Source organism: Limnohabitans sp. 2KL-1 (assembly GCF_003063435.1).
Taxonomy (GTDB): domain Bacteria; phylum Pseudomonadota; class Gammaproteobacteria; order Burkholderiales; family Burkholderiaceae_C; genus Limnohabitans_A.
In genome coordinates, this window is record NZ_NESL01000001.1 from 659,108 (window position 1) to 682,648 (window position 23,541).

The 23,541-nt window shown below is 61.4% G+C and carries 22 protein-coding genes; 12 read left to right on the forward strand and 10 right to left on the reverse strand.

Annotation, left to right across the window (positions count from 1 at the left end):
- Nucleotides 1-60: 60 nt before the first annotated feature.
- Both B9Z47_RS03010 and B9Z47_RS03015 read right to left on the reverse strand, forming a co-directional pair.
- Nucleotides 61-525, reverse strand: a complete 465-nt coding sequence (locus tag B9Z47_RS03010) for a tripartite tricarboxylate transporter TctB family protein (RefSeq protein ID WP_108329732.1) — start codon at nucleotides 523-525, stop codon at nucleotides 61-63.
- On the reverse strand, nucleotides 522-1,496 hold the full coding sequence (locus B9Z47_RS03015) for a tripartite tricarboxylate transporter substrate binding protein (RefSeq protein WP_108329733.1): 975 nt from the start codon (nucleotides 1,494-1,496) through the stop codon (nucleotides 522-524). Before B9Z47_RS03015 ends, B9Z47_RS03010 begins: the two co-directional genes overlap by 4 nt.
- Before the next feature lie 110 nt (nucleotides 1,497-1,606).
- Here B9Z47_RS03015 and B9Z47_RS03020 point away from each other — a divergent pair, with 110 nt between their 5' ends.
- Both B9Z47_RS03020 and B9Z47_RS03025 read left to right on the forward strand, forming a co-directional pair.
- A complete protein-coding gene (locus tag B9Z47_RS03020; RefSeq protein WP_233253622.1) occupies nucleotides 1,607-2,323 on the forward strand; it encodes a response regulator transcription factor in 717 nt (238 codons plus the stop codon).
- A 1-nt stretch (nucleotide 2,324) separates the two neighbouring features.
- Nucleotides 2,325-3,731, forward strand: coding sequence for a sensor histidine kinase (locus tag B9Z47_RS03025; protein ID WP_108329734.1), 1,407 nt, complete (start codon nucleotides 2,325-2,327; stop codon nucleotides 3,729-3,731).
- A 53-nt stretch (nucleotides 3,732-3,784) separates the two neighbouring features.
- Here the strand turns inward: B9Z47_RS03025 and B9Z47_RS03030 are convergent, their stop codons facing one another.
- Both B9Z47_RS03030 and zwf read right to left on the reverse strand, forming a co-directional pair.
- A complete protein-coding gene (locus B9Z47_RS03030) occupies nucleotides 3,785-4,630 on the reverse strand; it encodes a MurR/RpiR family transcriptional regulator (RefSeq protein ID WP_108329735.1) in 846 nt (281 codons plus the stop codon).
- A gap of 14 nt (nucleotides 4,631-4,644) precedes the next feature.
- Nucleotides 4,645-6,108, reverse strand: coding sequence for a glucose-6-phosphate dehydrogenase (gene zwf / locus B9Z47_RS03035; RefSeq protein WP_108329736.1), 1,464 nt, complete (start codon nucleotides 6,106-6,108; stop codon nucleotides 4,645-4,647).
- A 194-nt stretch (nucleotides 6,109-6,302) separates the two neighbouring features.
- On the opposite strand from zwf, the gene tal reads away from it, so the two are divergent.
- Both tal and pgi read left to right on the forward strand, forming a co-directional pair.
- Nucleotides 6,303-7,250 carry a transaldolase gene (gene tal / locus B9Z47_RS03040; protein ID WP_108330060.1) on the forward strand — a complete coding sequence of 316 codons (948 nt, stop codon included), beginning with the start codon at nucleotides 6,303-6,305 and terminating at the stop codon, nucleotides 7,248-7,250.
- 2 nt (nucleotides 7,251-7,252) lie between these two features.
- Complete coding sequence (gene pgi, locus B9Z47_RS03045; RefSeq protein WP_108329737.1) at nucleotides 7,253-8,785, forward strand: glucose-6-phosphate isomerase; 1,533 nt, start codon at nucleotides 7,253-7,255, stop codon at nucleotides 8,783-8,785.
- Between the two features lie 134 nt (nucleotides 8,786-8,919).
- Here the strand turns inward: pgi and groL are convergent, their stop codons facing one another.
- The 3 genes from groL to B9Z47_RS03060 form a co-directional block, all read right to left on the reverse strand.
- The gene (groL, locus tag B9Z47_RS03050; protein WP_108329738.1) at nucleotides 8,920-10,569 is read right to left on the reverse strand and encodes a chaperonin GroEL; all 1,650 of its coding nucleotides are present in this window, start codon (nucleotides 10,567-10,569) and stop codon (nucleotides 8,920-8,922) included.
- Nucleotides 10,570-10,706: 137 nt separating this feature from the next.
- On the reverse strand, nucleotides 10,707-10,994 hold the full coding sequence (groES, locus tag B9Z47_RS03055) for a co-chaperone GroES (protein ID WP_108285148.1): 288 nt from the start codon (nucleotides 10,992-10,994) through the stop codon (nucleotides 10,707-10,709).
- A 153-nt stretch (nucleotides 10,995-11,147) separates the two neighbouring features.
- Nucleotides 11,148-11,723: a helix-turn-helix domain-containing protein gene (locus tag B9Z47_RS03060; protein WP_233253623.1), complete on the reverse strand. Its 576-nt coding sequence runs from the start codon at nucleotides 11,721-11,723 to the stop codon at nucleotides 11,148-11,150.
- 184 nt (nucleotides 11,724-11,907) lie between these two features.
- Here B9Z47_RS03060 and B9Z47_RS03065 point away from each other — a divergent pair, with 184 nt between their 5' ends.
- On the forward strand, nucleotides 11,908-12,738 hold the full coding sequence (locus B9Z47_RS03065; protein WP_108329740.1) for a lysophospholipid acyltransferase family protein: 831 nt from the start codon (nucleotides 11,908-11,910) through the stop codon (nucleotides 12,736-12,738).
- The gene (locus B9Z47_RS03070) at nucleotides 12,738-13,598 is read left to right on the forward strand and encodes a lipid A biosynthesis acyltransferase (RefSeq protein ID WP_233253624.1); all 861 of its coding nucleotides are present in this window, start codon (nucleotides 12,738-12,740) and stop codon (nucleotides 13,596-13,598) included. Before B9Z47_RS03065 ends, B9Z47_RS03070 begins: the two co-directional genes overlap by 1 nt.
- Here B9Z47_RS03070 and B9Z47_RS03075 read toward each other — a convergent pair.
- Nucleotides 13,592-14,545 carry an alpha/beta fold hydrolase gene (locus B9Z47_RS03075; protein ID WP_108329741.1) on the reverse strand — a complete coding sequence of 318 codons (954 nt, stop codon included), beginning with the start codon at nucleotides 14,543-14,545 and terminating at the stop codon, nucleotides 13,592-13,594. The two genes, B9Z47_RS03070 and B9Z47_RS03075, sit on opposite strands and share 7 nt — an antisense overlap.
- A 146-nt stretch (nucleotides 14,546-14,691) precedes the next feature.
- The gene (yihA, locus tag B9Z47_RS03080; protein ID WP_369911655.1) at nucleotides 14,692-15,441 is read right to left on the reverse strand and encodes a ribosome biogenesis GTP-binding protein YihA/YsxC; all 750 of its coding nucleotides are present in this window, start codon (nucleotides 15,439-15,441) and stop codon (nucleotides 14,692-14,694) included.
- Between the two features lie 87 nt (nucleotides 15,442-15,528).
- Between yihA and B9Z47_RS03085 the strand changes: the two genes are divergently transcribed.
- The 3 genes from B9Z47_RS03085 (at nucleotide 15,529) to ccsB (ending at nucleotide 19,780) form a co-directional block, all read left to right on the forward strand.
- On the forward strand, nucleotides 15,529-16,161 hold the full coding sequence (locus B9Z47_RS03085; protein ID WP_108329743.1) for a cytochrome c: 633 nt from the start codon (nucleotides 15,529-15,531) through the stop codon (nucleotides 16,159-16,161).
- Between the two features lie 185 nt (nucleotides 16,162-16,346).
- Nucleotides 16,347-18,473: a cytochrome c biogenesis protein ResB gene (locus tag B9Z47_RS03090; RefSeq protein WP_108329744.1), complete on the forward strand. Its 2,127-nt coding sequence runs from the start codon at nucleotides 16,347-16,349 to the stop codon at nucleotides 18,471-18,473.
- Nucleotides 18,470-19,780 carry a c-type cytochrome biogenesis protein CcsB gene (ccsB, locus tag B9Z47_RS03095; protein WP_108329745.1) on the forward strand — a complete coding sequence of 437 codons (1,311 nt, stop codon included), beginning with the start codon at nucleotides 18,470-18,472 and terminating at the stop codon, nucleotides 19,778-19,780. Before B9Z47_RS03090 ends, ccsB begins: the two co-directional genes overlap by 4 nt.
- A 76-nt stretch (nucleotides 19,781-19,856) precedes the next feature.
- On the opposite strand, the gene B9Z47_RS03100 is transcribed toward ccsB, so the two are convergent.
- A complete protein-coding gene (locus tag B9Z47_RS03100) occupies nucleotides 19,857-20,258 on the reverse strand; it encodes a response regulator transcription factor (protein WP_108329746.1) in 402 nt (133 codons plus the stop codon).
- A gap of 207 nt (nucleotides 20,259-20,465) precedes the next feature.
- Here B9Z47_RS03100 and msrP point away from each other — a divergent pair, with 207 nt between their 5' ends.
- From msrP to B9Z47_RS03115, 3 genes are all read left to right on the forward strand, one after another.
- Nucleotides 20,466-21,461: a protein-methionine-sulfoxide reductase catalytic subunit MsrP gene (msrP, locus tag B9Z47_RS03105; RefSeq protein ID WP_108330062.1), complete on the forward strand. Its 996-nt coding sequence runs from the start codon at nucleotides 20,466-20,468 to the stop codon at nucleotides 21,459-21,461.
- Nucleotides 21,462-21,507: 46 nt separating this feature from the next.
- The gene (locus B9Z47_RS03110; protein ID WP_108329747.1) at nucleotides 21,508-22,116 is read left to right on the forward strand and encodes a sulfite oxidase heme-binding subunit YedZ; all 609 of its coding nucleotides are present in this window, start codon (nucleotides 21,508-21,510) and stop codon (nucleotides 22,114-22,116) included.
- A 76-nt stretch (nucleotides 22,117-22,192) separates the two neighbouring features.
- Entirely contained in the window at nucleotides 22,193-23,536 is a 1,344-nt protein-coding gene (locus tag B9Z47_RS03115; protein WP_108329748.1) for a HipA domain-containing protein, read from the forward strand.
- Nucleotides 23,537-23,541: the final 5 nt, after the last annotated feature.

Consider the following 23,541-nt stretch of genomic DNA (forward strand, 5'->3'; position numbering starts at 1 on the left):
GCGCTTCGACAAGCAAAGGTGGCTCGCGGCCCATCGGCGGTGCAGCAGTTCTGACCGGCGTCAAATCCACCAAGGCAGTGCAGGGCCCAAACCTACGCCCAGCAGTTGGGCAAACACGAACCAGAAGGTGCTGGCAATCGCAGCGCAAACCAGTGCCGACTTGATGCCCAGTGGGGCATCAAAAGCACGGGCCACGCCCATGCCGCACAAAGTGCCGGGAATGACAAATCCCAGTGGAATGACCAGTGCGATGAAGGCCGCGCCGCCGCCCAGCAAGCTGAGCACGCGGGCATTGGCACCGGGCAGAGGCGACTGGTCCGGTGCGTGGCTTTCGTCGGTTTGGCGACCGCGCCAGGCGCTCACACCGTACAAGACGGCAAAAACGCTGAGCGCAGCCACGATCACGCCCGGGGCCAGCACGGGGCCCACGGTCATCTGCATCATGGATTCAGGAATGACCGTGACCTGCCAAGCGGCCACCCCGCACAGGGTGGCCAGCAAGAGGGCAACGCGAAACGGCGTCATGCCAGGCCCAGCTCTTTCATGAGGACGACTTTTTCTTCGATGTCCTTGGCCAGGTCGCGCTCAAAGGGACGCTCGGTCATGAAGGCGTCGGTCCACTTGCGTGTTTCCAACTCCTGACGCCATGGGGCCGAAGTGTTGAGCTTGGTCATGAAGTCGATCATGGCTTCGCGCTGCGCGGCCGAAATCCCGGGGGGCGCGAACACGCCGCGCCAGTTGGACTCGGTCACGTTCACACCCAACTCGGTCAGGGTGGGCACGTTCACGCCGGGAATGCGGCGCTTGCCGGACACGGCCAGCGGGATCATGCGGCCAGCTTTGATTTGTTCTTCGAATTCGGAGTAGCCCGAAATGCCTGCGCTGACCTGGCCACCCAAAATGGCCGCGTTGGCAGGGCCGCCGCCAGCAAAGGCCACGTAAGCGGCTTCGCGGGGGTTCTTGCCCAAGGCTTTGATCAGCATGCCCAAAATCAGGTGGTCGGTGCCGCCTGCGCTGCCGCCTGCGACCGACACGGCCTTGGGGTTGGCCTTGATGGCGGCTTCGAGTTCTTTCCAGGTCTTGATCTTGCCGTTGGCGGGCACCACGATCACACCAGCTTCTTCGGTCAGGCGGGCAATCGGGGTCACGTCCTTGATGGTCACGGGGCTCTTGTTGGCAATGCCCGCACCGATCATGACCGAGCCGCCCACCATGAGCGTGTTGCCCTGGCCCTTGCGTTGGTTCACGAAGCGGGGCAGACCCACCATGCCGCCTGCGCCGCCGACGTTTTCAAACTGCATATTGCCCACCAGGCCTGCGGCCTTGGCGGCGCGCTCGATGGCGCGGGCTGTGCCGTCCCAGCCGCCACCGGGGGCTGCGGGTACGAACATGTTGATGCTGGCGACCAGGGGTTTGGCCTGGGCCCAGGCGGGCAGGGTGAACGAAGCACCAGCGGCAGCGCCGAGGGCCAGGAAGTCGCGTTTGGAAATGGACATGCAGGTCTCCTGTGTGAAAATAAAAACACGGTTGCCCGTTTATCGGGCCATGACCGCATTCTGATGTTGGGCGCAGCCCCAAGCTGTCAATCACCTGTCAATTCTGTTCAGTGAATACCCTAAAGCCCCGGATCCTGCTGGTCGAGGACACGCCAGACATTGCGCTGTGGCTGGGCAAGGCCTTGCGCCAAGGCGGCATGGCGGTCAGTTTTGCCGCCGACGGCCTGGAGGCCGACCGATGCTTGCAGCCCGGGCACGGTTTTGATGCGGTGTTGCTCGATTTGCAGTTGCCCGGGCAAGATGGCCTGAGCGTCTTGCAGGCCTTGCGTGCAAGGGGGGACGCGGTGCCGGTGCTGATCCTGACGGCCCGTGCGAGCGTGCCCGACCGGGTGCTGGGGCTCAACATGGGGGCGGACGATTATTTGCCCAAACCCTTTGACCTGAGTGAACTCGAAGCCCGCTTGCAGGTTTTGCTGCGCCGCCAGGGCCGCGTGAAATCCACGGCATTGCGTTGGGGGCCTTTGGAGATGTCTGCTGAAAACGGGTCGGTTCAGCTGCATGGCCAATGGCTGGCGCTGACCAAACGCGAAGCGGCTGCATTGCGGGTACTTTTGGAGTCGCCTGAGCGTACCGTCAGCAAAGAGCAGTTGCATGCCGATGTGTTTGCCGACGAGGCCACCGGGCTGGATGCGGTGGAGGTCCTGATTTACCGCTTGCGCAAAAAACTCGAATCGGCCGAGGCCGCAGCGGGTTCACCGGCACAAGTGGTGATCACCACGTTTCGCGGCATGGGCTACATGCTGACCCGGCCGTCGGGGCGGCCCTGACATGGCCCCGCCGCCACTGCGCGAGCACCGGGCTGTCGCGTCTTTGCGCAGGCGCCTGCTCAGCTGGATTTTGTTGCCGCTGGCCGCGCTGATCGGCATCAACGCCTGGGTGGGCTATGGCAACGCGGTGCAAGCGGCCAATGAGGCGTACGACCGTTCCCTGTATCTGGCTGCCCGCACCCTGGCCGAAGAGCTGGCGTGGCGCGATGGCCGGGTTCAGCTGGATGTGATGAAGGCGGCGGGTTACCTGTTTGAAAACCACACCGGCTCACGCCTGTTCTACAAGGTCACCACCCCCGCTGGCCTGTGGTTGGCCGGGGTGGCGGCGTTGCCCGATGTGCCTGCACATCCCCAGCCCACGGTGAAGTATTTCGCATTGGTGCAGTTTGACGACGGGGTGTACCTGAATCAGCCGGTGCGCCTGGCGCAGCTGACCCACGTCATGGACGAGAGCGGCCTGGACGATTCCCTGATCCAGATCACCGTTGCCGAAACCATGGAGGCGCGCCAGCAACTGATCCAGCACATTTTGTGGGACACCTTGGGCAGTCAGGGTCTGTTGCTGCTGGCCGCTGCCGTTTTGGTGGTCTGGGGGGTGCAGCGCGGCATTCGCCCTCTGGAGGCGTTTCGCCAGCAACTGGCCCACAAGGCGGACGATGACTTTTCACCCATCCAGCCGCCGGATTTGCCACGCGAATTGAGGCCCCTGATCGAGACGCTCAACAGTTACCTGGACCGCCTGGGGCACTTGGTTGACATCCGCAAACGCTTTCTGGACAACGCCGCACACCAGTTGCGCACGCCTTTGACCGTGCTCAAGACCCAGCTCACGCTGGCACAGCGCAACGCCGAACCGGCGCAAGCGCAGGCCTTGCTGCAAGCGGCCCGGCAAACCACCGATGACGCCGTGCGCCTGACCGAGCAACTCTTGGCCATGACGCGGGTGGAGCATGCCCGCGAAATGCACAGCCCACAAACGGTCGATCTGGTGGCCTTGGCCAGACAAGTCACGCAGGAGCATTTGATGCGTGCCCACCAGTGTGGCCAAGACCTGGGGTTGGAGGCGCAAGTCACGCATTGCGCAGTGCAGGGCGTGGACGTGTTGCTGCACGAAGCGCTGAGCAACCTGATTGACAACGCGATTCACCACAGCGCACCGGGTGCGCACATCACGGTGCGCGTGGGGCCGACTTGGGTGGAGGTGCAAGACGATGGCCCAGGCATCGCAGCCGAGCACCAGGCCCATGTGTTCGAGCGTTTTTACCGCGCCGCGCCCTCAGGCGTGAGCGGCAGTGGTCTGGGTCTGGCCATCGTGCAAGAAATTGCCAGCCAGCATGGTGCCGTGGTGAGTGTGCGCAGTCCCCTGCGCGATGGCTGCGGGACCACCATCCGCCTGTGCTGGACATGACCTGCCGTCGGCTGCACAAGCCGGTTGTCTGGCGGTGAAGATGCCATCCGCCTTCAGGTGTAACGCTTGCTGCGCAGGTTGTTTTTCATGTCACGCAGGGTCGGTTGCAGTTCCTCGCCGATGCGCAGCGCCACCGTGGTGGCCAAGATGTCGATGATCAAGAGGTGCAGCAATCGCGAGACCATGGGGCTGTATTTGTCGTAGCCCTCGGGGTGGTCGGCCGTCAGGTGGATGTGCCCGGCGCTGGCCAGCGGCGAGCCACTGGCGGTGATGACGATTGTTGTGGCACCTTGCTTTTTGGCGATGTCGCAGGCGTCCATCAGGTCGCGGGTGCGCCCCGAGTTGGAGATGATCACCGCGCAGTCGCCTGGCTTGAGCATGGAGGCGCTCATGACCTGCATGTGGCCGTCGCTGTAGGCGATGGCGTTCACGCCCAGGCGAAAGAATTTGTGCTGCGCGTCTTGCGCCACGATGCCGGAGTTGCCCACGCCATAAAACTCGATGCGGCGGTTGGTTTTTTGGGTGGCCGCCAGCGCTTGCGCGGCATGCTCCAGCGCAAACGAGCTGGCGTCGTTGCGGTACTTCAAAAACGCGGCCACGGTGTTGTCGATGACTTTCACCGCGATGTCGTTGGTCTTGTCGTCCACGTCCACGCTGCGGTGGATGAAGGGCACACCCTCGCTCACGCTGCCGGCCAGTTTGAGTTTGAAGTCCGACAAGCCGTCGTAGCCCATGCTGCGGCAAAAGCGCACCACGGTGGGCTTGCTCACATGCGAACGGTCGGCCAGTTCGGTGACCGGCAAGTTGGCAAAAGCCCGGGGGTCGGCCAGCACGAGCTTGCCCACGCGTTGCTCGGCCGGGGCCAGGGAGGGCAGGGAGGCTTTGATTCGATCGAGCATGGAGAGTCTCCGGTTTAAATTTCTTCGGACCAGCAAAAGCCGTCACGCGCAATCATGGCACTGGACGCGCTGGGGCCCCAAGTGCCTGCGGCATAGGGGCGCGGGCCGGTGGTGTCGCTGGTCCAGTGTTGCAGGATCGGCTCGACCCAACGCCAGGCTTCTTCTTGCTCGTCGCTGCGCACGAACAGGTTCAGCCGGCCATCGAGCACATCGAGCAGCAATCGCTCGTACGCGCCCACGCGCTCGCTGCCAAAGCGTTTGTCAAAGTCCAGGTCCAGGTGCACCGGGCTCAGGGTGGCGCCGGTGCTGCCCTGGCCGCGCTTGCTTTGGCCTTGGGCGAACAGGTGCAGTTCCAGTCCGTCCTTGGGCTGCAGGTGGATCACCAGTTTGTTGACCTGGCCCACCGGGCTTTTGAAAATTTCGTGGGGTGTCGGGCGGAAATTGATCTGGATGTGCGCCTCACGCGAAGCCATGCGCTTGCCGGTGCGGATGTAAAACGGCACCCCGGCCCAACGCCAGTTGGCGATTTCGGTGCGCAGCGCCACAAAGGTCTCGGTGCTGCTGTCGGGCCTGACGCCGGGCTCCTCCCGGTAGGCGGGCACGGCCCGGCCTTCAACGTTGCCCGCGTTGTACTGCCCACGGATGACGTGCTGGCTCAGGGTCTCGGGCGTCCAGCGCTTCAAGGCGCGCAGCACCTTGAGCTTTTCGTCGCGGATGGCGTCGGCGTGGGCATTGATGGGTGGCTCCATGGCGATGGCGCACAGCAGCTGCAGGGCGTGGTTTTGCACCATGTCGCGCAGGGCCCCGGTGGTTTCGTAGAACCCGCCGCGCTTTTCCACACCCAGCTCTTCGGACATGGTGATCTGGATGTTGGCGATGTGCTCGCGCCGCCACAGGGGCTCGAACAGGGCGTTGCCAAAGCGCATCGCAAACAGGTTTTGCACCGACGGTTTGCCCAGGTAGTGGTCGATGCGGAAGATCTGCTGCTCTTTGAACACTTGGCCCACCGCCTGGTTGATGGCGCGGTTGGAGGCCAGGTCGTGGCCCAGCGGTTTTTCCAGCACGATGCGGGTCTTGGGTGTGTTCATGCCATGAGCGGCCAGTTGCTCGCAGACGGTGGTGAACAGACTGGGTGCGGTGGACAGGTACATCACCACGGTGTCGGTTTCGCGCTCGGCCAGCCGGGCGGACAGGGCGGCATACGCTGGCGCCTGGGACAGGTCCATGCGTACATAGCAGAGCATGGCGGCAAAGCGGGCAAATTCCTCGGGCTTGGGCCGTTTGTCACCTTCGACTTGCTCAAAGCGGGCCTGAATTTGCTGCCGATACTGTTCGTCGCTCAGATCATCACGGCCCACGCCGATGATGCGGCCGCCTTCAGGCAGGGTGTCGTGGCGAAAGGCCTGAAACAGCGCGGGCATGAGTTTGCGCCAGACCAGATCGCCTGTGCCGCCAAAGAAAACAAGATCAAAAGCCATGATGTTCTTGAGTTACGTAAAAAATTGCTTTGTAATGTAACTTTGTTTCATGGATAATTCAACTGAAGGGCCAATTTTTTTCTCACGCAGGTTCAATCCGGGTGAAAAACAGATTCTTTGGTATGGGTGGTCGTGGCGATTGCTCCAAGAATCAGGCCATCCAAGACCGATCCGTACACAAGACTTCCAACACCATGAACCAACTCGACGCCCTCAAGCAATTCACCACCGTGGTCGCAGACACCGGTGACTTCAAACAGCTGGCCCAATTCCAGCCGCAAGACGCGACCACCAACCCCTCGCTGATCCTCAAAGCGGTGCAAAAGCCCGAATACGCCCCCCTGCTGGCCGAGACCGTGGCCGCCCACCGGGGGCAACCGCTGGACGTGGTGATGGACCACCTGCTGGTGCGTTTTGGCTGCGAAATCCTCCAGACGATTCCTGGCCGCGTGTCCACCGAAGTGGACGCCCGCCTGAGCTTTGACACCGCCGCCACCGTGGCGCGGGCGCGCCGCATCATGGCGCTGTATGAAGCGCAGGGCATCCAGCGTGAGCGCGTGTTGATCAAGATTGCCTCGACCTGGGAAGGCATCCAGGCCGCGGCCGAGCTGGAGCGCGAGGGCATCCGCTGCAACCTGACGCTGCTGTTTGCGTTTTGCCAGGCGGTGGCCTGCGGCCAAGCCAAGGTGCAACTCATCTCGCCCTTTGTGGGTCGCATTTACGACTGGTACAAAAAAACCGCAGGCAGCGCCTGGGACGAAGCCGCCAAGGCCGGGGCCAATGACCCGGGTGTGCAGTCGGTGCGTGCCATCTTCAACCACTACAAAAAGCACGGCATTGCCACCGAAGTCATGGGCGCGTCGTTTCGCAACATCGGCCAGATCACCGCGCTGGCGGGCTGCGATTTGCTGACCATCAGCCCCGAGTTGCTGGCGCAGCTGGCCGCCACCGACGCGCCTTTGGGTTTGGCGCTGGACGCGGCTGCAGCCCAAAAAATGGACCTGCCTGCCGTCGCCTATGACGAAGCGGCGTTCCGCCTGGCGCTCAACGAAGATGCCATGGCCACCGAAAAGCTGGCCGAAGGCATCCGCGCTTTCTGCGCTGACGCGGTCAAGCTCGAAGACCTGATGCAGAAAGCCTGAGCATGCGTTGCGACCTGACCCCCGCTTGGAAAAACCTGCAACACCATGCGCAAAGTTTTGCCGGTTTTGATTTGCGCACGGCCTTTGCCGCCGATGTGCAGCGTGCCGATACGCTGAGCCTGCAAGCGCCGCATGTGTTTGCCGACTTGTCGAAGAACCATGTGGACGCCGCCACCGAAGCCTTGTTGCAGGAGCTGGCGCGTCAGACCGGACTGGCATCGCACCGCGACGCGATGTTCCGGGGCGAGGCCATCAACCACACCGAGGGCCGCGCCGTGATGCACTGGCTGCTGCGCCAACCCGAGGGCTCACTGGGTGGCGATCTGGCCGAGCCGCTGGCCCTGGTGCATGGCACGCTCAAACCCATGCTGGCTTATGCCGAAACCATCCGGGCCGATGCGCAGATCACCGACGTGGTCAACATCGGCATCGGTGGCTCCGATTTGGGGCCGCAAATGGCGGTGCTGGCTTTGCAGGATTTTGTGATCCCGGGCAAGCGTTTCCATTTCGTGTCGAATGTGGATGGCCACGAGCTGGCGTCGGTGCTCAAGGGTCTGAAAGCCGAGAACACCCTGTTTTTGATCGCCTCCAAAACCTTCACCACCATCGAGACCATGACCAACGCCCGTTCGGCTTTGCAGTGGTTTCAGGCGCAAGGCGGCACCGATGTGGCGCGTCACTTTGCGGCGCTGACCACCAACGTGGCCGCAGCCGCCGAGTTCGGCATCACCACCACCTTCGGTTTTTGGGACTGGGTGGGCGGGCGTTATTCGATGTGGTCGGCCATTGGCCTGCCGGTGGCGATCGCCATCGGGGCGCAGGGCTTCAATGACCTGCTGGCGGGGGCGCACGCGATGGACCAGTACTTTCAGATCGCGCCGCTCGAAGCCAACCTGCCGGTGCGTCTGGGCTTGCTCGATGTCTGGTACCGCAACTTTTTGAACTACACCAGCCGCTCGATTGCGCCGTACCACAGCGCCTTGCGCCGGGTGCCCGCGTATTTGCAGCAACTGGAGATGGAGAGCAACGGCAAGCGGGTGGACCGCAATGGCCAGGCCCTGCCGTACGGCACCTCGCCGGTGCTGTGGGGCGAGCCTGGCACCAACGGCCAGCATGCGTACTTTCAGATGCTGCACCAGGGCACGGACGTGGTGCCGCTGGAGTTCATCGCCGTCAAAAAGCCCACGCACAGCCTGAAAGACCACCACGAGCTGCTGCTGGCCAACGTGATCGCGCAGGCGCAGGCGCTCATGCTGGGTAAGGCCGACCAAGGCGGTCACAAGCACTTCACCGGCAACCGGCCCAGCACCTTCCTGCTGCTCGATGAACTGACGCCCGCCAGCCTGGGGGCGCTGATCGCCTTGCAGGAACACCGCGTGTTTGTCAGCGGCTCGGTGTGGGGCATCAACAGCTTTGACCAATGGGGTGTGGAGTTGGGCAAGGTGCTGGCCAAGGACATCCATGCGCGCATCGTCTCGGGCGATGTGGCCGGGCTGGACGGCTCGACCGCTGCCTTGCTTGCGCGCATACGCTGATTCGTGATGCCACGCGACCGACCGCGCTGAGATCATGCCTGTCGCATGAAAAAAGCCCCGCAAGGCGTGAACCTTGCGGGGCTTTGTTTTGAGCCGGGTGAGGGCGCAAACCCTCAGTCCAGACAGCCGGGCAATTACATGCCCATGCCGCCCATACCACCCATGCCGCCCATGTCAGGCATGCCGCCGCCCATGGGGGCGTCGTCTTTCGGAGCTTCCGAAACCATGCACTCTGTGGTCAGCATCAAAGAGGCCACGGACGCTGCGTTTTGCAAAGCAGTGCGTGTCACTTTGGTGGGGTCCAGGATACCCATTTCGATCATGTCGCCGTAGGTGTCGTTGGCGGCGTTGAAGCCGTAGTTGCCTGTGCCGGCCAACACCGCGTTCACCACCACCGATGGCTCGCCGCCGGCGTTGTACACGATCTCGCGCAGAGGCGCTTCGATGGCCTTGAGCACCAGTTTGATGCCGGCGTCTTGGTCAGCGTTGTCGCCTTTGATAACACCAGCCATCTGACGAGCACGCAGCAAAGCCACGCCGCCGCCAGCCACGATGCCTTCTTCCACAGCAGCGCGGGTGGCGTGCAGGGCGTCTTCAACGCGGGCTTTTTTCTCTTTCATTTCGACTTCGGTGGCAGCGCCGACCTTGATCACGGCCACACCGCCAGCCAACTTGGCCACGCGCTCTTGCAGCTTTTCGCGATCGTAGTCAGAAGTGGCTTCTTCGATTTGCACACGCACTTGCTTGACGCGGGCTTCGATGTCGATCGCTGCACCAGCGCCGTCGATGATGATGGTGTTTTCTTTGCCCACTTCGATGCGCTTGGCTTGGCCGAGGTCAGCCAATGTCACTTTTTCGAGTGTCAAGCCGACTTCTTCGGCGATCACTTTGCCGCCGGTCAAGATGGCGATGTCTTCCAACATGGCTTTGCGACGGTCACCAAAGCCTGGAGCCTTGACTGCGACAACCTTCAAGATGCCACGGATGGTGTTCACCACCAAAGTCGCCAAGGCTTCGCCTTCGACTTCTTCGGCAATGATCAACAAAGGACGGCCAGCTTTGGCAACGGCTTCCAGTGTGGGCAGCAGATCGCGGATGTTGCTGATCTTCTTGTCAAACAACAACACGAAGGGGTTGTCCAACAGAGCGGCTTGCTTTTCTGGGTTGTTGATGAAGTAAGGCGACAGGTAGCCGCGGTCGAACTGCATGCCTTCAACGACGTCGAGTTCGTTGTTCAGGCTCTTGCCGTCTTCCACAGTGATCACGCCTTCTTTGCCCACTTTGTCCATGGCGTTGGCGATGATTTCGCCGATGCTGGTGTCAGAGTTAGCAGAGATCGAGCCGACTTGGGCGATTTCTTTGCTGGTGGTGGTGGCCTTGGTGGCCTTCTTCAGCTCTTCGATCAAAGCAGTCACTGCTTTGTCGATGCCGCGCTTCAGGTCCATGGGGTTCATGCCAGCGGCCACGTACTTCATGCCTTCGCGCACGATGGCTTGAGCCAACACGGTGGCAGTTGTGGTGCCATCACCCGCGTTGTCAGAAGTCTTGGAAGCCACTTCCTTGACCATCTGCGCGCCCATGTTTTGCAGTTTGTCTTTGAGTTCGATTTCCTTGGCCACGGACACACCGTCCTTGGTCACGGTGGGGGCGCCGAAAGAGCGCTCCAGAACCACGTTGCGGCCCTTAGGGCCCAGAGTCACTTTGACCGCGTTGGCCAAAATGTTCACGCCTTCAACCATGCGTGCGCGGGCTTCGCCGCCGAAAATTACGTCTTTTGCTGCCATTTGAATTCTCCGGTTATGCGTTGAGCGATCAGCGTTGTGTGTACAAAGAAGATCAGACCAACGGGAACTTGTTAAGGGGTAATACGGGAAAAACCAGGGTGCGCTCAACGCTCAATGCTGAACGCGCAACCCCAGCATCATTCGACCACTGCGAACAGGTCTTCTTCTTTCATGACCAACAGCTCGTCGCCTTCGACCTTGACGGTCTGGCCGCTGTACTTGCCGAACAACACGCGGTCGCCGACTTTGACGCTCAGGGCTTTGGTCTCGCCTTTGTCGTTTGTCTTGCCTGGGCCGACGGCCAGGACTTCGCCTTGATCGGGCTTTTCAGCAGCGGAATCGGGGATGACGATGCCGGAAGCTGTTTTGGTTTCGCTTTCGATACGCTTGACGATCACGCGATCGCCCAAAGGACGCAGTTTCATGGAATCTCCTGGATTTGAAACAAGGGTTGAAAAACAAAAGCGCGGCAAGGGTGCCGCTGAAATCTGAGGAAGGGTGTTGTTAGCACTCAACTCCATCGAGTGCTAATGATAAGGGCATTTGTGAACGTTTCAAGGTCCTAGGGTTTACCCGGGTCAATGATGCCGGGCCTGAGTCTCCTGGGCGTGCTGCGTGCAAAGCCAATAGCCGTAAACCAGATCGGTGCTGATGTCCCCTTCAAACATACTGAGGTGTTCGGCCTGATTCAGCGGGCTATTGGTCGGCAGACTGGCACTGTTGTACAGCACGATGTGCGCGTGTTGCATGCGGGCATTTTGCAAATGCACCGTTGAGGTGTGCAGCCACGGAATGCGTGCGTCGATGAAAAAAACACGGACGTCCTGGGCAATTTCCATCAAGTCCAGCGGATGGGTCATCACCGTGACGTGTGCCCATTGGGCCAGTGTGCTCAGCGCCTGCGACAGGTGCGCACTGTCATGCAAGATGCAGAGCAGCTCTGCAGGAGCTTGCGCCGGGTGGGGCAGGAAGCCCTGTCCTTTGCAATAGTCCTGGAGTGACTCGGACAAAATCCGGCGGTGCCCGCCGTGGGTGACAAAGGCTTTGAAGACGCCGTTTTGAACCATCCGTTGTACCGTGCCCACCGACAGCCCCAGCATTTTGGCGGCTTGGCTGGTGCTGACATAGGTTTGTGAAATCTGGTTGTTTTTCATGGGGGTTGCGGCGGGAATGGACATGCTGGATGGATTGGAATGTTTGGGGGTCTTTGGATGTTAGGCGGCAGTCTGCGCTGGGTGACTCTGTCTGAATGGGTAGCGGTCCCGTTGAAAACCGGTAGCTGTCCAGCGTGATCAAGAGGCGGCGGGGCGGTGGCCGTTCAAGGCAAAATCACGCCCTATGCTCAGTTGGTTTCGTTTCTTCTCCCATTGGCCCTTGTGGGCTTTGCACGCCATTGGCTGGCTTGGCGGCTGGCTGGCCTGGCTGCTGTCGGGCACTTACCGCCGCCGTTTTCTGGACAACGTCCGCCAGGCGGGCCTGGGCTGGGGCGATGTCGCCGGCGCCATCGGGCAAGCCGGTTGCATGTCGGCCGAGCTGCCACGCCTGTGGCTGGGCACCCCACCGCCCATTGAATGGGCCCATGACAGCGCAGCCGCCGAGGCTTATGCCGCAGGTCAGGGCGTGTTGTTTTTGACGCCGCACATGGGGTGCTTTGAGATCACCGCGCAGGCGCTGGCCTTGCGCTTTGGGGCCGTGCATGGCCCGCTGACCGTGCTGTACCGTCCAGCGCGTCAGAGCGCGCTGGCTGAGGTGATGACATTGGCGCGCAACCGCCCAGGTCTGGAGGCAGTACCCACCACGTTGGCCGGGGTGCGCCAGATGATCAAGGCCTTGCGTGCCGGACACGCGGTGGGCTTGCTGCCGGATCAAGTGCCGCCCGAAGGCATGGGCCAATGGGCCCCGTTTTTCGGCAAACCGGCTTACACCATGACCTTGGCGGCCCGACTGGCCTTGCAGACCGGTGCGCGTGTGGTGCTGATCTGGGGCGAGCGTCTGCCCAGGGGTCGGGGTTATCGACTGCACACCCGGGCGCTGTGCCATGCACTGTCGGGTGATCTGGACACCGCCGTGGTCCAGATCAACCAGGCGATGGAGCAGACCATCCGCCAGTGCCCGCAGCAGTATTTGTGGGGTTATGCCCGCTATAAACAGCCGCGCCGGGAGTCCTGATGCATCCGCTGATTGTTTTCATGCGTTTGCTGGCACCTTGGCCGCTGGCTTGGGTGAGGGGGCTGGGCTGGGTGTTGGGCCATGTGTTGTACGCGCTGGCGCACAGCCGCAGGCACATCGTGCAGGTCAACTTGAGCCTGTGCTTTCCTGATTTGTCCGAGTCCGAGCGCCAGCGCATGACGCGTCGGCACATGGTGGGGGTGATGCAATCCCTGCTGGACCGGTCGTGGCTCTGGCATGGCTCGCCTGCACAGCTGCGCCGCCGCTTGCAGCTGGTGGGCGATGTCACGCCTTTGCAAGGTGATTCGGCGGTCGTCATGCTGGCACCGCATTTTGTGGGCCTGGACGCTGGCGGCACGGCACTCACCATGCTGGGCGGGGTGCAGATGGCCAGCATTTATGTGCCGCAAAGCAGCCCGTCGCTGGACGATTGGGTGCGTGACGGGCGCAACCGCTCCGGGGCCGTGGCGCTGTATTACCGGCACGGGGGGGTCAAACCCATCGTCTCGGGCTTGCGCAAGGGCGATAAGTTGTATTTGCTGCCCGACATGGATTTTGGGCCGCAGGAGTCCTTGTTTGTGCCTTTTTTCGGGGTGCAGGCTGCCACGGTGCCTTCGTTGTCACGCTTTTCACGCCTGGGGCGCGCCCAGGTGGTCACCGTGGCCACCCGCATGACGCCGTCGGGCTACAGCGTGGAGATCGGACCGGTGTGGACCCACTTTCCTTCGGAAGATGTGCAGGCCGATACCGAGCGCATGAACCGTGAGCTGCAAGCCCTGATCGCCACCATGCCCGAGCAGTATTACTGGGTACACAAGCGCTTCAAGACTCGACCCGAGGGTGAGCCGGGCGTTTACTGACCTGGGGGCGTCAGAAAACGGGTGATTTCGCGGATCACGCGCCCGGGTTTTTCATGCACCACCCAGTGGCTGGCTTTGGCAATGGGCACGAGTTTCAAATCAGGCACATGCTGCGCCAGGCCTTCGGTCAGGCAGGGCAACAAAGCGATGTCGTCTTGCGCCCAGAGCACCAGCGTGGGCACACTGATGTGCAAGGCTTCTGGCGGAATTTGAACCACCGATGCCCCCGGGTCTTGCGCTGTGGCGGGGCGCAGGGGCGAGGCTCGGTAATAGTTGAGCCCGCCTTGCAGGCCGTGCCGCCAGACCTGGCGGTAGCGTTCTTTGAGTTCGGGGGTGAGCCAGCGGGCGGGTTCATGCGCGTGCGCAGCTTGTGGCTGCGTGAGCGAGGGCAGTGCGCTGTCGTGCCCGTCCAGAAAACCCAACAGCCGCTCAAAGTCGTTGGCGGCCAGTTGCGCTGCGGCATCGGGCTGAACCAGAAAGTTCATGTAGGCGCTGGCAGCTTGTTGCTCCGGGTGGCTTTGCAATGCCTTGAGGAAGGGGCCAGGGTGGGGGGAGTTGACGATGACCAACTGGCGCAGCCGTTCGGGGTGTTGGTTGGCCAGGCTCCAGGCCACTGCGCCGCCCCAGTCATGGGCCACCAAAGCGGCCAGTGGTGCTTGGCCTGACTCCAACGCGATCAGGGCCACGATGTCCTGCACCAGGTACTTGGCCCGGTAGGCCTTGACGTCTTCTGGGGCGCTGGACCGTTCATAGCCACGCAAATGGGGGGCCACGCAGCGGTAGCCGCCGTTTTCGGGTTTTGAAAAGTGGACCAGCAAAGGGTCCCATACCCAGGCGGCTTCGGGGAAGCCGTGCAGGAACATCAGTACGGGGCGGCCCGGCTCGCCACAAGCGCGGCAGCTTAAGGTGATGCCATGGGGCAGGTCTTGTTGCCAGGTCTCGATCATGTGGGGACTCCCTCAGGTTCCTTGTCGGAGCTTAGGCTCCGACAAACGTCAGCTTTGGCACAGGCCCATGTCGGGGCTGAAGCCGCCGACCTGCTCAAAAACCGGGCCACCAGACCCCAAGCGCTCGCATGGCCAGCAGCTTGGACTCACTCGTCCAGGGCTTCGGGTTCTGCTTCAGGTGGCTCGGCAGGCACCGGAGCAGGGGCTGCGCCTTCGGCCGGGTGCGTCCAGTCCCAGAGCAGCTTGGCCACCTCGTCCACGCCTTGTTTTTTCAGGGCTGAGAAGAGTTTCACTTCGCCGCCGCCGGCTTGCAGTCGCGCAATCGACAGGGCTTTGGCCTGCTCGGCACGGGTGAGTTTGTCGGCCTTGGTCAGGATGATCAAAAACTTCAGGCCTTCTTCGACCCGGGGGCGGATCACTTCCAGCAGGATGTCGTCGAGTTCCGTCAGGCCGTGGCGCGGGTCGCACATCATGACGATGCCGGTCAGGTTCTCGCGGCTGACCAGGTAGTTGGCCATGACCTGCTGCCAGCGCAGCTTGTCCATCTTGGCCACTGCCGCGTAGCCGTAGCCGGGCAAGTCGGCCAACACGGCGTCGGTGATGCCTTGCTTGCCTAAAGCGAACAGGTTGATGTGCTGGGTGCGGCCAGGTTTTTTGGAGGCAAAGGCCAGTTGCTTTTTTTGCGTCAGGGTGTTGATGCAAGTGGACTTTCCCGCATTGGAGCGGCCCACAAAGGCGATTTCGGGGGTGTCCATCGCGGGCAAGTGGTGCAGTTGCGCGGCGGTGGTCAAGAAGCGGGCGGTGTGCATCCAGCCCATGGGGGTCACGGCGGGAGCAGCCTGAGCAGGGGCTTGAGGCTTGGGGGCCGGAGGGGATGCGGGCGAATGGACGGTCATAAATCAGGGGGGCCTTGGGGCGTCAGGAAACTGACGCAGTACGCATTGTAGAATCACTGGGTTTTGCGCCAACTCCTGGATCACGCCATGAAGTCGATTAATTCTTTCCTGATCTCCGCCCTGTCGGCCGCTTTGCTGGCAGGCTCTGCCCTGGCTGCAGGCCCTGCGGCCCAACCGGCCAAGCCCGACCTGGCCAAAGGCGAGGCCATTTACACACAAGCTTGTGTGGCCTGCCACGCTGCAGACGGCAATTCCGGCACGCCGGTCAACCCCAAGCTGGCCCAGCAGCACCCCGAATACCTGATGAAGCAATTGGCTGAATTCAAGTCCGGCAAACGTGCCAACGCTGTGATGAGCGGCATGGTGGCCGCCTTGAGTGACGACGACATGCGCAACATCAGCTACTGGCTGGCGTCCAAGCAAGCTAAGCCTGGCTTTGCCAAGGAAAAAGACACCGTGGCCATGGGTGAGCGCATTTACCGTGGTGGCATTCCAGATCGCCAGATTGCCGCTTGCGCCAGCTGCCACTCTCCCAATGGTGCAGGCATGCCTTCGCAATACCCCCGTTTGTCGGGTCAGCACGCTGAATACACCGCTGCTCAGTTGGTGTCGTTCCGTGAAGGCGTACGCAAGAACAACCTGCAAATGACGCAAGTTGCGGCCAAGATGAATGACCGTGAAATCAAGGCGGTGGCGGACTACATCGCTGGTCTTCGTTGAATTTGAGACTGGCCTGCCTTGCGTTTGCCCTCTGGCTTCAGGGGGTTTTAAGCAACAGGCCCGTTGGCTCCGGCACAATTGAAGGCCCGGCCAGCACATGACACCCCAGGCCGGTTTTCCGGCCTTGTTTGTTTCTGGCGGGCACTGCCCCGCTTTTTGTTTGTCCGCCTCTTTTTGACTACCCCATGACGACTGTTGCTTCCAGCCCAGAATCCGAGCGCGGCGCGCCCCGCGGACAGGCGGTGATGGAGTTGTTGTCGTCGATGCGGTTTGCGATTTCCCTGCTGACCATCATTTGCATCGCGTCGGTGATCGGCACGGTGCTCAAGCAAAACGAGCCCGTCAACAACTACATCAACCAGTTCGGGCCGTTTTGGGCAGAGGTGTTCTCGACCTTGAAGCTCAACGCCGTGTACAGCGCCTGGTGGTTCCTGCTGATCCTGGCGTTTTTGGTGGTCAGCACCAGTTTGTGCATTGCGCGCAACACGCCCAAGATTCTGTCGGACCTGAAAACCTACAAGGAAAACATCCGCGAGCAAAGCTTGAAGGCTTTTCACAACAAGGCCGAAGGTCATCTGACCGAGACCCCTGAAGCGGCCGCACAGCGCTTGGGTCAGTTGCTGGCCACAGGGGGCTGGAAGGTGCGTTTGCAGTCGCGCGACACCGCCGCTGGCCAAGGCTGGATGCTGGCGGCCAAGACGGGCGCGGCCAACAAGCTGGGTTACATCGCCGCGCACTCGGCCATTGTGCTGGTCTGTGTGGGTGGTTTGCTCGATGGTGACTTGATGGTGCGTGCCCAGATGTGGTTTGGGGGCAAGGCGATCTACAACGGCGGCGGCATGATCGCCGATGTGCCCGAACAGCACCGTTTGTCCGAGCGCAACCCGGCCTTTCGCGGCAACCTGATGGTGGCTGAAGGCACGGCGTCGGGCACGGCCATCCTGAACCAGTCCAACGGCATCTTGTTGCAGGAACTGCCCTTTGTCATCGAGCTGAAAAAATTCATCGTCGAGTACTACTCGACCGGCATGCCCAAGCTGTTTGCCAGCGACATCATCATCCACGACAAGGCCACAGGCGAGAAAAAAGAAGCCCGTGTGGAGGTGAACCACCCGGCCAGTTTCAAGGGCATCGAGATTTACCAGTCCAGTTTTGACGATGGTGGCTCCAGTGTGCAGCTGCAGGCCATGCCCATGACGGCGGCAACCCAGGCTTTTGTGGTGGATGGCACGGTGGGTGGCAGCACCGAGCTGACCAACGGGGCCGACAAGATGACCCTGGAGTTCACCGGCTTGCGCGTCATCAACGTCGAGAACATGTCGGGCAGCGAAGGTCCCAATGGCCAGGGCGTGGATGTGCGCAAGGTGGATTTGGGCAGTGCCATCGACCAGCGCCTGGGCTCGGGCCACAAGACCAGCAAAACCAAAGTGCTGCGCAACGTGGGCCCCAGCGTGAGCTACAAGCTGCGCGACGCAGCAGGTCAGGCCCGTGAATACAACAACTACATGTTGCCTGTCGATGCGGGCGATGGCGTGCCGGTGTTTTTGCTGGGCATGCGCGAGACCCCCAGCGAGCCTTACCGCTACCTGCGCCCACCTGCCGATGAAAACGGCGAGCTGGCGGGCTTTGTCCGTCTGCGTGCCGCGCTGGACACCCCCGCTTTGCGTGAGCGTGCCGTGCAGCGTTATGCGCGACAGGCGGTTGACCCCAAACGCCCCGAGCTGACCCAGCAATTGGCCGATTCAGCCGCTCGCGCACTGGGGCTCTTTGCCGGACTGGAGTCGGTCAAGGACAAAAAAGTGGCGGGTTTGCAGGCGTTGGCCGATTTTCTGGAAGCCAATGTGCCCGAGGCGGAGCGCCCTCGTGCGGGTGAGATGTTTGTGCGCATCCTGAATGGGGCCTTGCTGGAGCTGGACGCGGTGGCGCGTGAGCAGGCGGGGGTCAAACCCTTGCCTCAGGACAAGCAGTCGGGCTTCATGTCGCAAGCCTTGCTGGCTTTGAGCGATGCGCCTTTTTACCCCGCGCCCATGACCTTCCTGCTCAAGGATTTCAAGCAGGTGCAGGCCAGCGTGTTCCAGGTGGCCAGAGCCCCGGGCCAGAATGTGGTTTATCTGGGCTGCTTTTTCCTGATCCTGGGTGTTTTTGCGATGCTCTATGTGCGCGAGCGTCGTCTGTGGGTGTGGCTCTCGCCCCAGGCAGACGGCAGCCACGCCACCATGGCCATGTCGTCCAACCGCAAGACGATGGATGTGGACCGTGAATTTAATCAACTGACTGCCCGTTTGCTGGGCCGCTCCGAGAACGCCAAATGACGACAGTGACTTTGAATCCGGGTTATTTTTCAAGCCGCACGGCGCTGGACTGGGGCTTTGCCTTGCTGGCACTGCTGGGTACGGTGTTTGCGTTCACCCGCTATCAGCACGCGATGGACGTGTACGAGCAAGCCATATTGGTGGGCAGCTTGCCCGCCGTGGTCTGGCTGGCCTGGTTTTGGCAACCTTTGCGAACCTTGATGTTGGTGGTGACGGGCTTGTCCCTGTTCGCCATTTTTTCGTACCAGGGTGATCTGGCACGAGCCGAGCAGGTGTTCTTCCTCAAGTATTTCCTGTCCAGCCAGTCCGCCATCTTGTGGATGAGCATGGTGTTTTTCATCAGCACCACCTTTTACTGGTTGGGCATGTTTGTGCGTGGACAGGGCGATGCCCTGGAGTCTCTGGGGTCGCGCATGGCTTGGGTGGGCGTGGGCCTGGCCTTGATCGGCACATTGGTGCGCTGGTACGAGAGCCACCAGATCGGCCCGGACATCGGGCACATCCCGGTCAGCAATCTGTACGAAGTTTTCGTCATGTTCTGCTGGATGACCGCTGTGTTTTACCTGTACTACGAAGCGCAGTACAAGACCCGGGCCCTGGGCGCTTTTGTGATGCTGGTGGTCAGTGCGGCCGTGGGCTTTTTGCTCTGGTACACCTTGGTGCGCGAGGCGCATGAAATCCAGCCACTGGTGCCTGCGTTGAAAAGCTGGTGGATGAAGCTTCACGTGCCGGCCAACTTCATCGGCTACGGCACCTTTGCGCTGGCGGCCATGGTGGCGTTTGCTTACCTGATCAAGCAGCAGGCCACGGAGACACGCTGGTACAAGCTGGCGCCTTTGTGGTTGCTGGGCATCGTCCTCTGTTTCGAGCCTGTCGTGTTCCGCAAGTCGCCGACCGAGGGTGGCGGCAGCTACTGGATGGTGTATTTCGGGATTTCGGCGCTGATTGTGGCGGGCATTTTGGGTGCTCGCCGTCGCATTGCAGAGCGCTTGCCCTCTTTTGAAATCCTGGACGATGTGATGTACAAATCCATCGCCGTGGGCTTTGCTTTCTTCACCATCGCCACGGTGCTGGGTGCCCTGTGGGCAGCCGAGGCCTGGGGGGGCTACTGGAGCTGGGACCCGAAAGAAACCTGGGCCCTGATTGTGTGGCTCAACTACGCATCATGGCTGCACATGCGCTTGATGAAGGGTTTGCGTGGCACGGTGGCCGCTTGGTGGGCCTTGATGGGGTTGGCGGTGACGACCTTTGCCTTCCTGGGGGTCAACATGTTTTTGAGCGGCTTGCACAGCTACGGCACGTTGTAATGGGGCAGGCGTCAGACACTGGCGCCTGGCCGTACGCGCTCAGGAAATTTCGGGGCCTGCGTGAAATGGGGCTTGATCAAAGCGCCGGCGGTGAACCTGCGCGTGCATCGTATTGGCGGAATCCGCTGGCGATCGCATCGAGCAATTCAGTGGTTCTGAAAGGTTTCCACAAAAAAGTGATGGCGTTTGATTGTTGGGCCGCCAAGGTTTCGTGCGGCAGGCTTTCTCCGCTCATGAAAATCACCGGTATGTCGTCCCCTGTCTTGACCAGATGCGACTGCAATTCGACCCCGGTCATCTTGGGCATGCGGACGTCCAGCAGCATCACCCGCCTTTCCTTGGACTTTTCGCAAGCAAGATAAGCCTGAGCGCCGTCGTGGGTGCGCACCTTGAAACCATAGGACTCCAAAACCATCACCAGCATGCGACGCACGTCTTCATCGTCATCAACGACCTCGATAAAGTCTTGGGCATCCATATAAAGCTATAAAAATGAGATCAAAAGTCGATTTTAACGAGATCAAGATTTAAACGCGAAAATCATTAACCCTCTTGGTTATGGGGGTATATTTTCCTTGTGCCAGATCAATTTGCAAGGGCTTGCTGGGGCTGTTGTGGTGTGTTTGGGCACAAAAGATCTGAAAAGTTGACAATGATCCGACAGAAATTCTGCACGGAACGGTTCATGATCATCACCACTTCAAATTCCGGCATTGGGCAGCCGGTGGCCAGCGACATCACTTCGCAGTCCGTTTACCAATCGCGACGCGACATCATTCGTGGCATGGCCGCAGGTTCTGCGGGTCTTGCGTTGACGGCCTGGGGCATGCGCGATGCCCGTGCACAAATGGCGCGGCCCGGGCAATTGCCCGTGTTGGCGGGCGGCAAATCCAGCGTGGTCGGTGCCACAACGATGGAAAAACCGACTGCCTACAAAGACGCCACCACCTACAACAACTTCTACGAGTTCGGCACCGACAAGTCCGACCCCGCGCGCTACGCCCACACCCTGCAAACCCAGCCCTGGTCGGTGGCCATTGAAGGCCTGGTGAAAAAGCCCGGCAACTACGGCCTGGAAGACCTGATGAAGCTCAGCGCCATGGAAGAGCGCATTTACCGCTTGCGCTGTGTGGAAGGCTGGTCGATGGTGATCCCGTGGGTCGGCTATTCGCTGGCCGAGCTGATCCGCAAGGTGGAGCCGCTGCCCGGGGCAAAGTATGTTGAATTTGTCACGCAGGCCGACCGCAAGACCATGCCCGGCGTGCGCGGCGGCGCGCTGGATTGGCCCTATGTCGAGGGCCTGCGCCTGGACGAAGCCATGCACCCGCTCACTTTGCTGGCCTTTGGCATGTACGGCGAAGTCATGCCCAAACAAAACGGCGCACCGCTGCGCTTGGTGGTGCCGTGGAAATACGGCTTCAAGAGCGCCAAGACGCTGGTGAAAATTCGCTTCACCGACAAGCAACCCGTGTCGTCTTGGGAAAAAGCCGCGCCGCAGGAATACGGCTTTTATTCCAACGTCAACCCGCTGGTGGACCACCCCCGCTGGAGCCAGGCCACCGAGCGGCGCATAGGCGAAGACGGCCTGCTGGCCAAAAAGCGCAAAACGCTGATGTTCAACGGCTACGAGCCGCAAGTCGGTCAGCTGTATGCGGGCATGGATTTGAAGAAGTTTTTCTGATGCGACCTGGCTTTGTTTGGGCTTCGCTCGCCGCAGCCTTGCCCGCATGAGGGCGTGGCTGCGGCACCCCGCCGCCTGGTGGGCGCTGCTGGTGCTGGGCCTCACGCCCCTGGCCTGGCTGGTCCTGCAAACGCTGCAAGACCAGTTGGGGGCCAACCCCGCCGAAACCCTGATCCGCGCCACCGGCGACTGGACGCTGCGCGCCCTGTGCGTGGTGCTGGCCGTGACGCCGCTGCGCACCGCGCTCGGCTGGCCTGAGCTGGCACGTTTTCGGCGCATGCTGGGTTTGCTGGTGTTTGGCTACGCGGGGCTGCACCTGCTGTGTTACGCGGTCTTTGACATGGGGCTGGAGTGGGCCGACATGGCCCAAGACATCGCCAAACGCCCGTTCATTCTGGTGGGCTTCACCGCCTTCGTGATCTTGCTGGCGCTGGCGGCCACATCCTTCAACCGCGCCATGCGCTGGCTGGGTGGGCGGCGCTGGCAAATGCTGCACCGGGGTGTTTATGCGGTGGCCGGGCTCGCCGTGCTGCACTTTTGGTGGATGCGCTCGGGCAAACAGAACTTTGCCGAGGTGCTGGTCTATGCGGGCGTGCTGGCGGGCTTGCTCGGTTGGCGGGTCTGGCGAACGCTCAGGCGTTGGTCAAAACGTTGATTTATCTATCAACGATAACCCCTTTATATTTGAAAATATTGTTTTTTGACAAGGGTTTGGGTTAAAGTATCTATTAATGAATGATGCTTCTTTACCCCTTCAAACGGCTTTGCACCAGTTGCTGGCGAGGACGCCGGAGCTGACCGCTGCCCAATTGCAGGTGGCCACAGGCAAGAGCCAGCCCAGCATTTCGCTGGCACTCAAGGCTTTGGGGCTGGGGCAGCCGAACGGGGCGGTGCACCGCCTGGGGGCTGCACGCAGCTCGCGCTATGCACTGACACAAAGCATTCAAGGCTTGCCGGCCCGTCACGCGCTGCTGTGCGACGGGCCTGACGGGGTGCCGCAGCACTTTGGTGAGTTGACTTACCTGAGCGGTGACAGGGTGCATGTGCGCAGTGGCCCGCACGAGTGGTTGACGCAAGGCGGCTTGCCCTGGTTTCTGACGCCGCTGCAGCCTCAGGGCTTTTTGGGCCGTGAACTGGCCCGTTTGCGGCCGGACTTTCCGGCCGATCCCGAGCGCTGGTCATTGGCGCAGCTGCTCTACTTTGTGGTTAACCATGTGCGCGACCCGAGCGGTGCATTCGGGGTGGACGGCCCCGCCCTGTCGGTGCCCGACGCTGTGCGCAGCGAGGCGCCATCTCTGGCCGATGCGTGTGATCAGTTGGCGGCGCAGGCAGGCATCAGCTTGCCCGCAGGATCATCGGCGGCGGGTGAACAGCCGAAGTTTTTGCTGCGGGAACCCGACGGTACACGCTGGATCGTCAAGTTCAGCCCGCCCCGCGGTACGCCCTTTGGTGAGCGCTGGCACGCCTTGTTGCACCTTGAAAAATTGGCTTTGGATGTGTTGCAGGGTCATGGTGTGGCCTGTGCCGACACCCGGATGGTGGAAACGGCCACACGCACTTTTTTGCTGTCGAGGCGGTTTGACCGCAGTGCGCTGTTTGGCTACCGCCATCTGGTGGCCGCTGCGGCCGTGCACGACCACTTTGTCCGTGCGCCGCGCCAGCACTGGGTGGGCACCTGCCGTGCGCTACTGGGGCAAGCCTTGCTGAGTCCGCAAGGCGTGGACACTGCGGCGCAGGCTTTTCTGTTTGGGCAGTTCATCGGCAACACCGACATGCACTTTGGCAACCTGTCATTTTTCGTGGACAACGTGGCCCGCCCCCATTTTGAAGTGACCCCGATCTACGACATGCTGCCCATGATGTGGCGCCCCAGCATCCACAGCGGCAGTCTGGACGCTGACCCCTTGCGCCAGCCCCCGGTTTTGGCGGGTTTCGCCGCTCAGGCCGATGCAGTGCGTGACTGGGCCGTGGATTACTGGCAGCGTGCTGCGGCCATGCGCACACTGGGTCCGGCGTTGCAGTCGGTATGCGAAGTCAATGCACAGCGTTTGAAAACCCGGTTTGCCGGGCTGTGATGCAG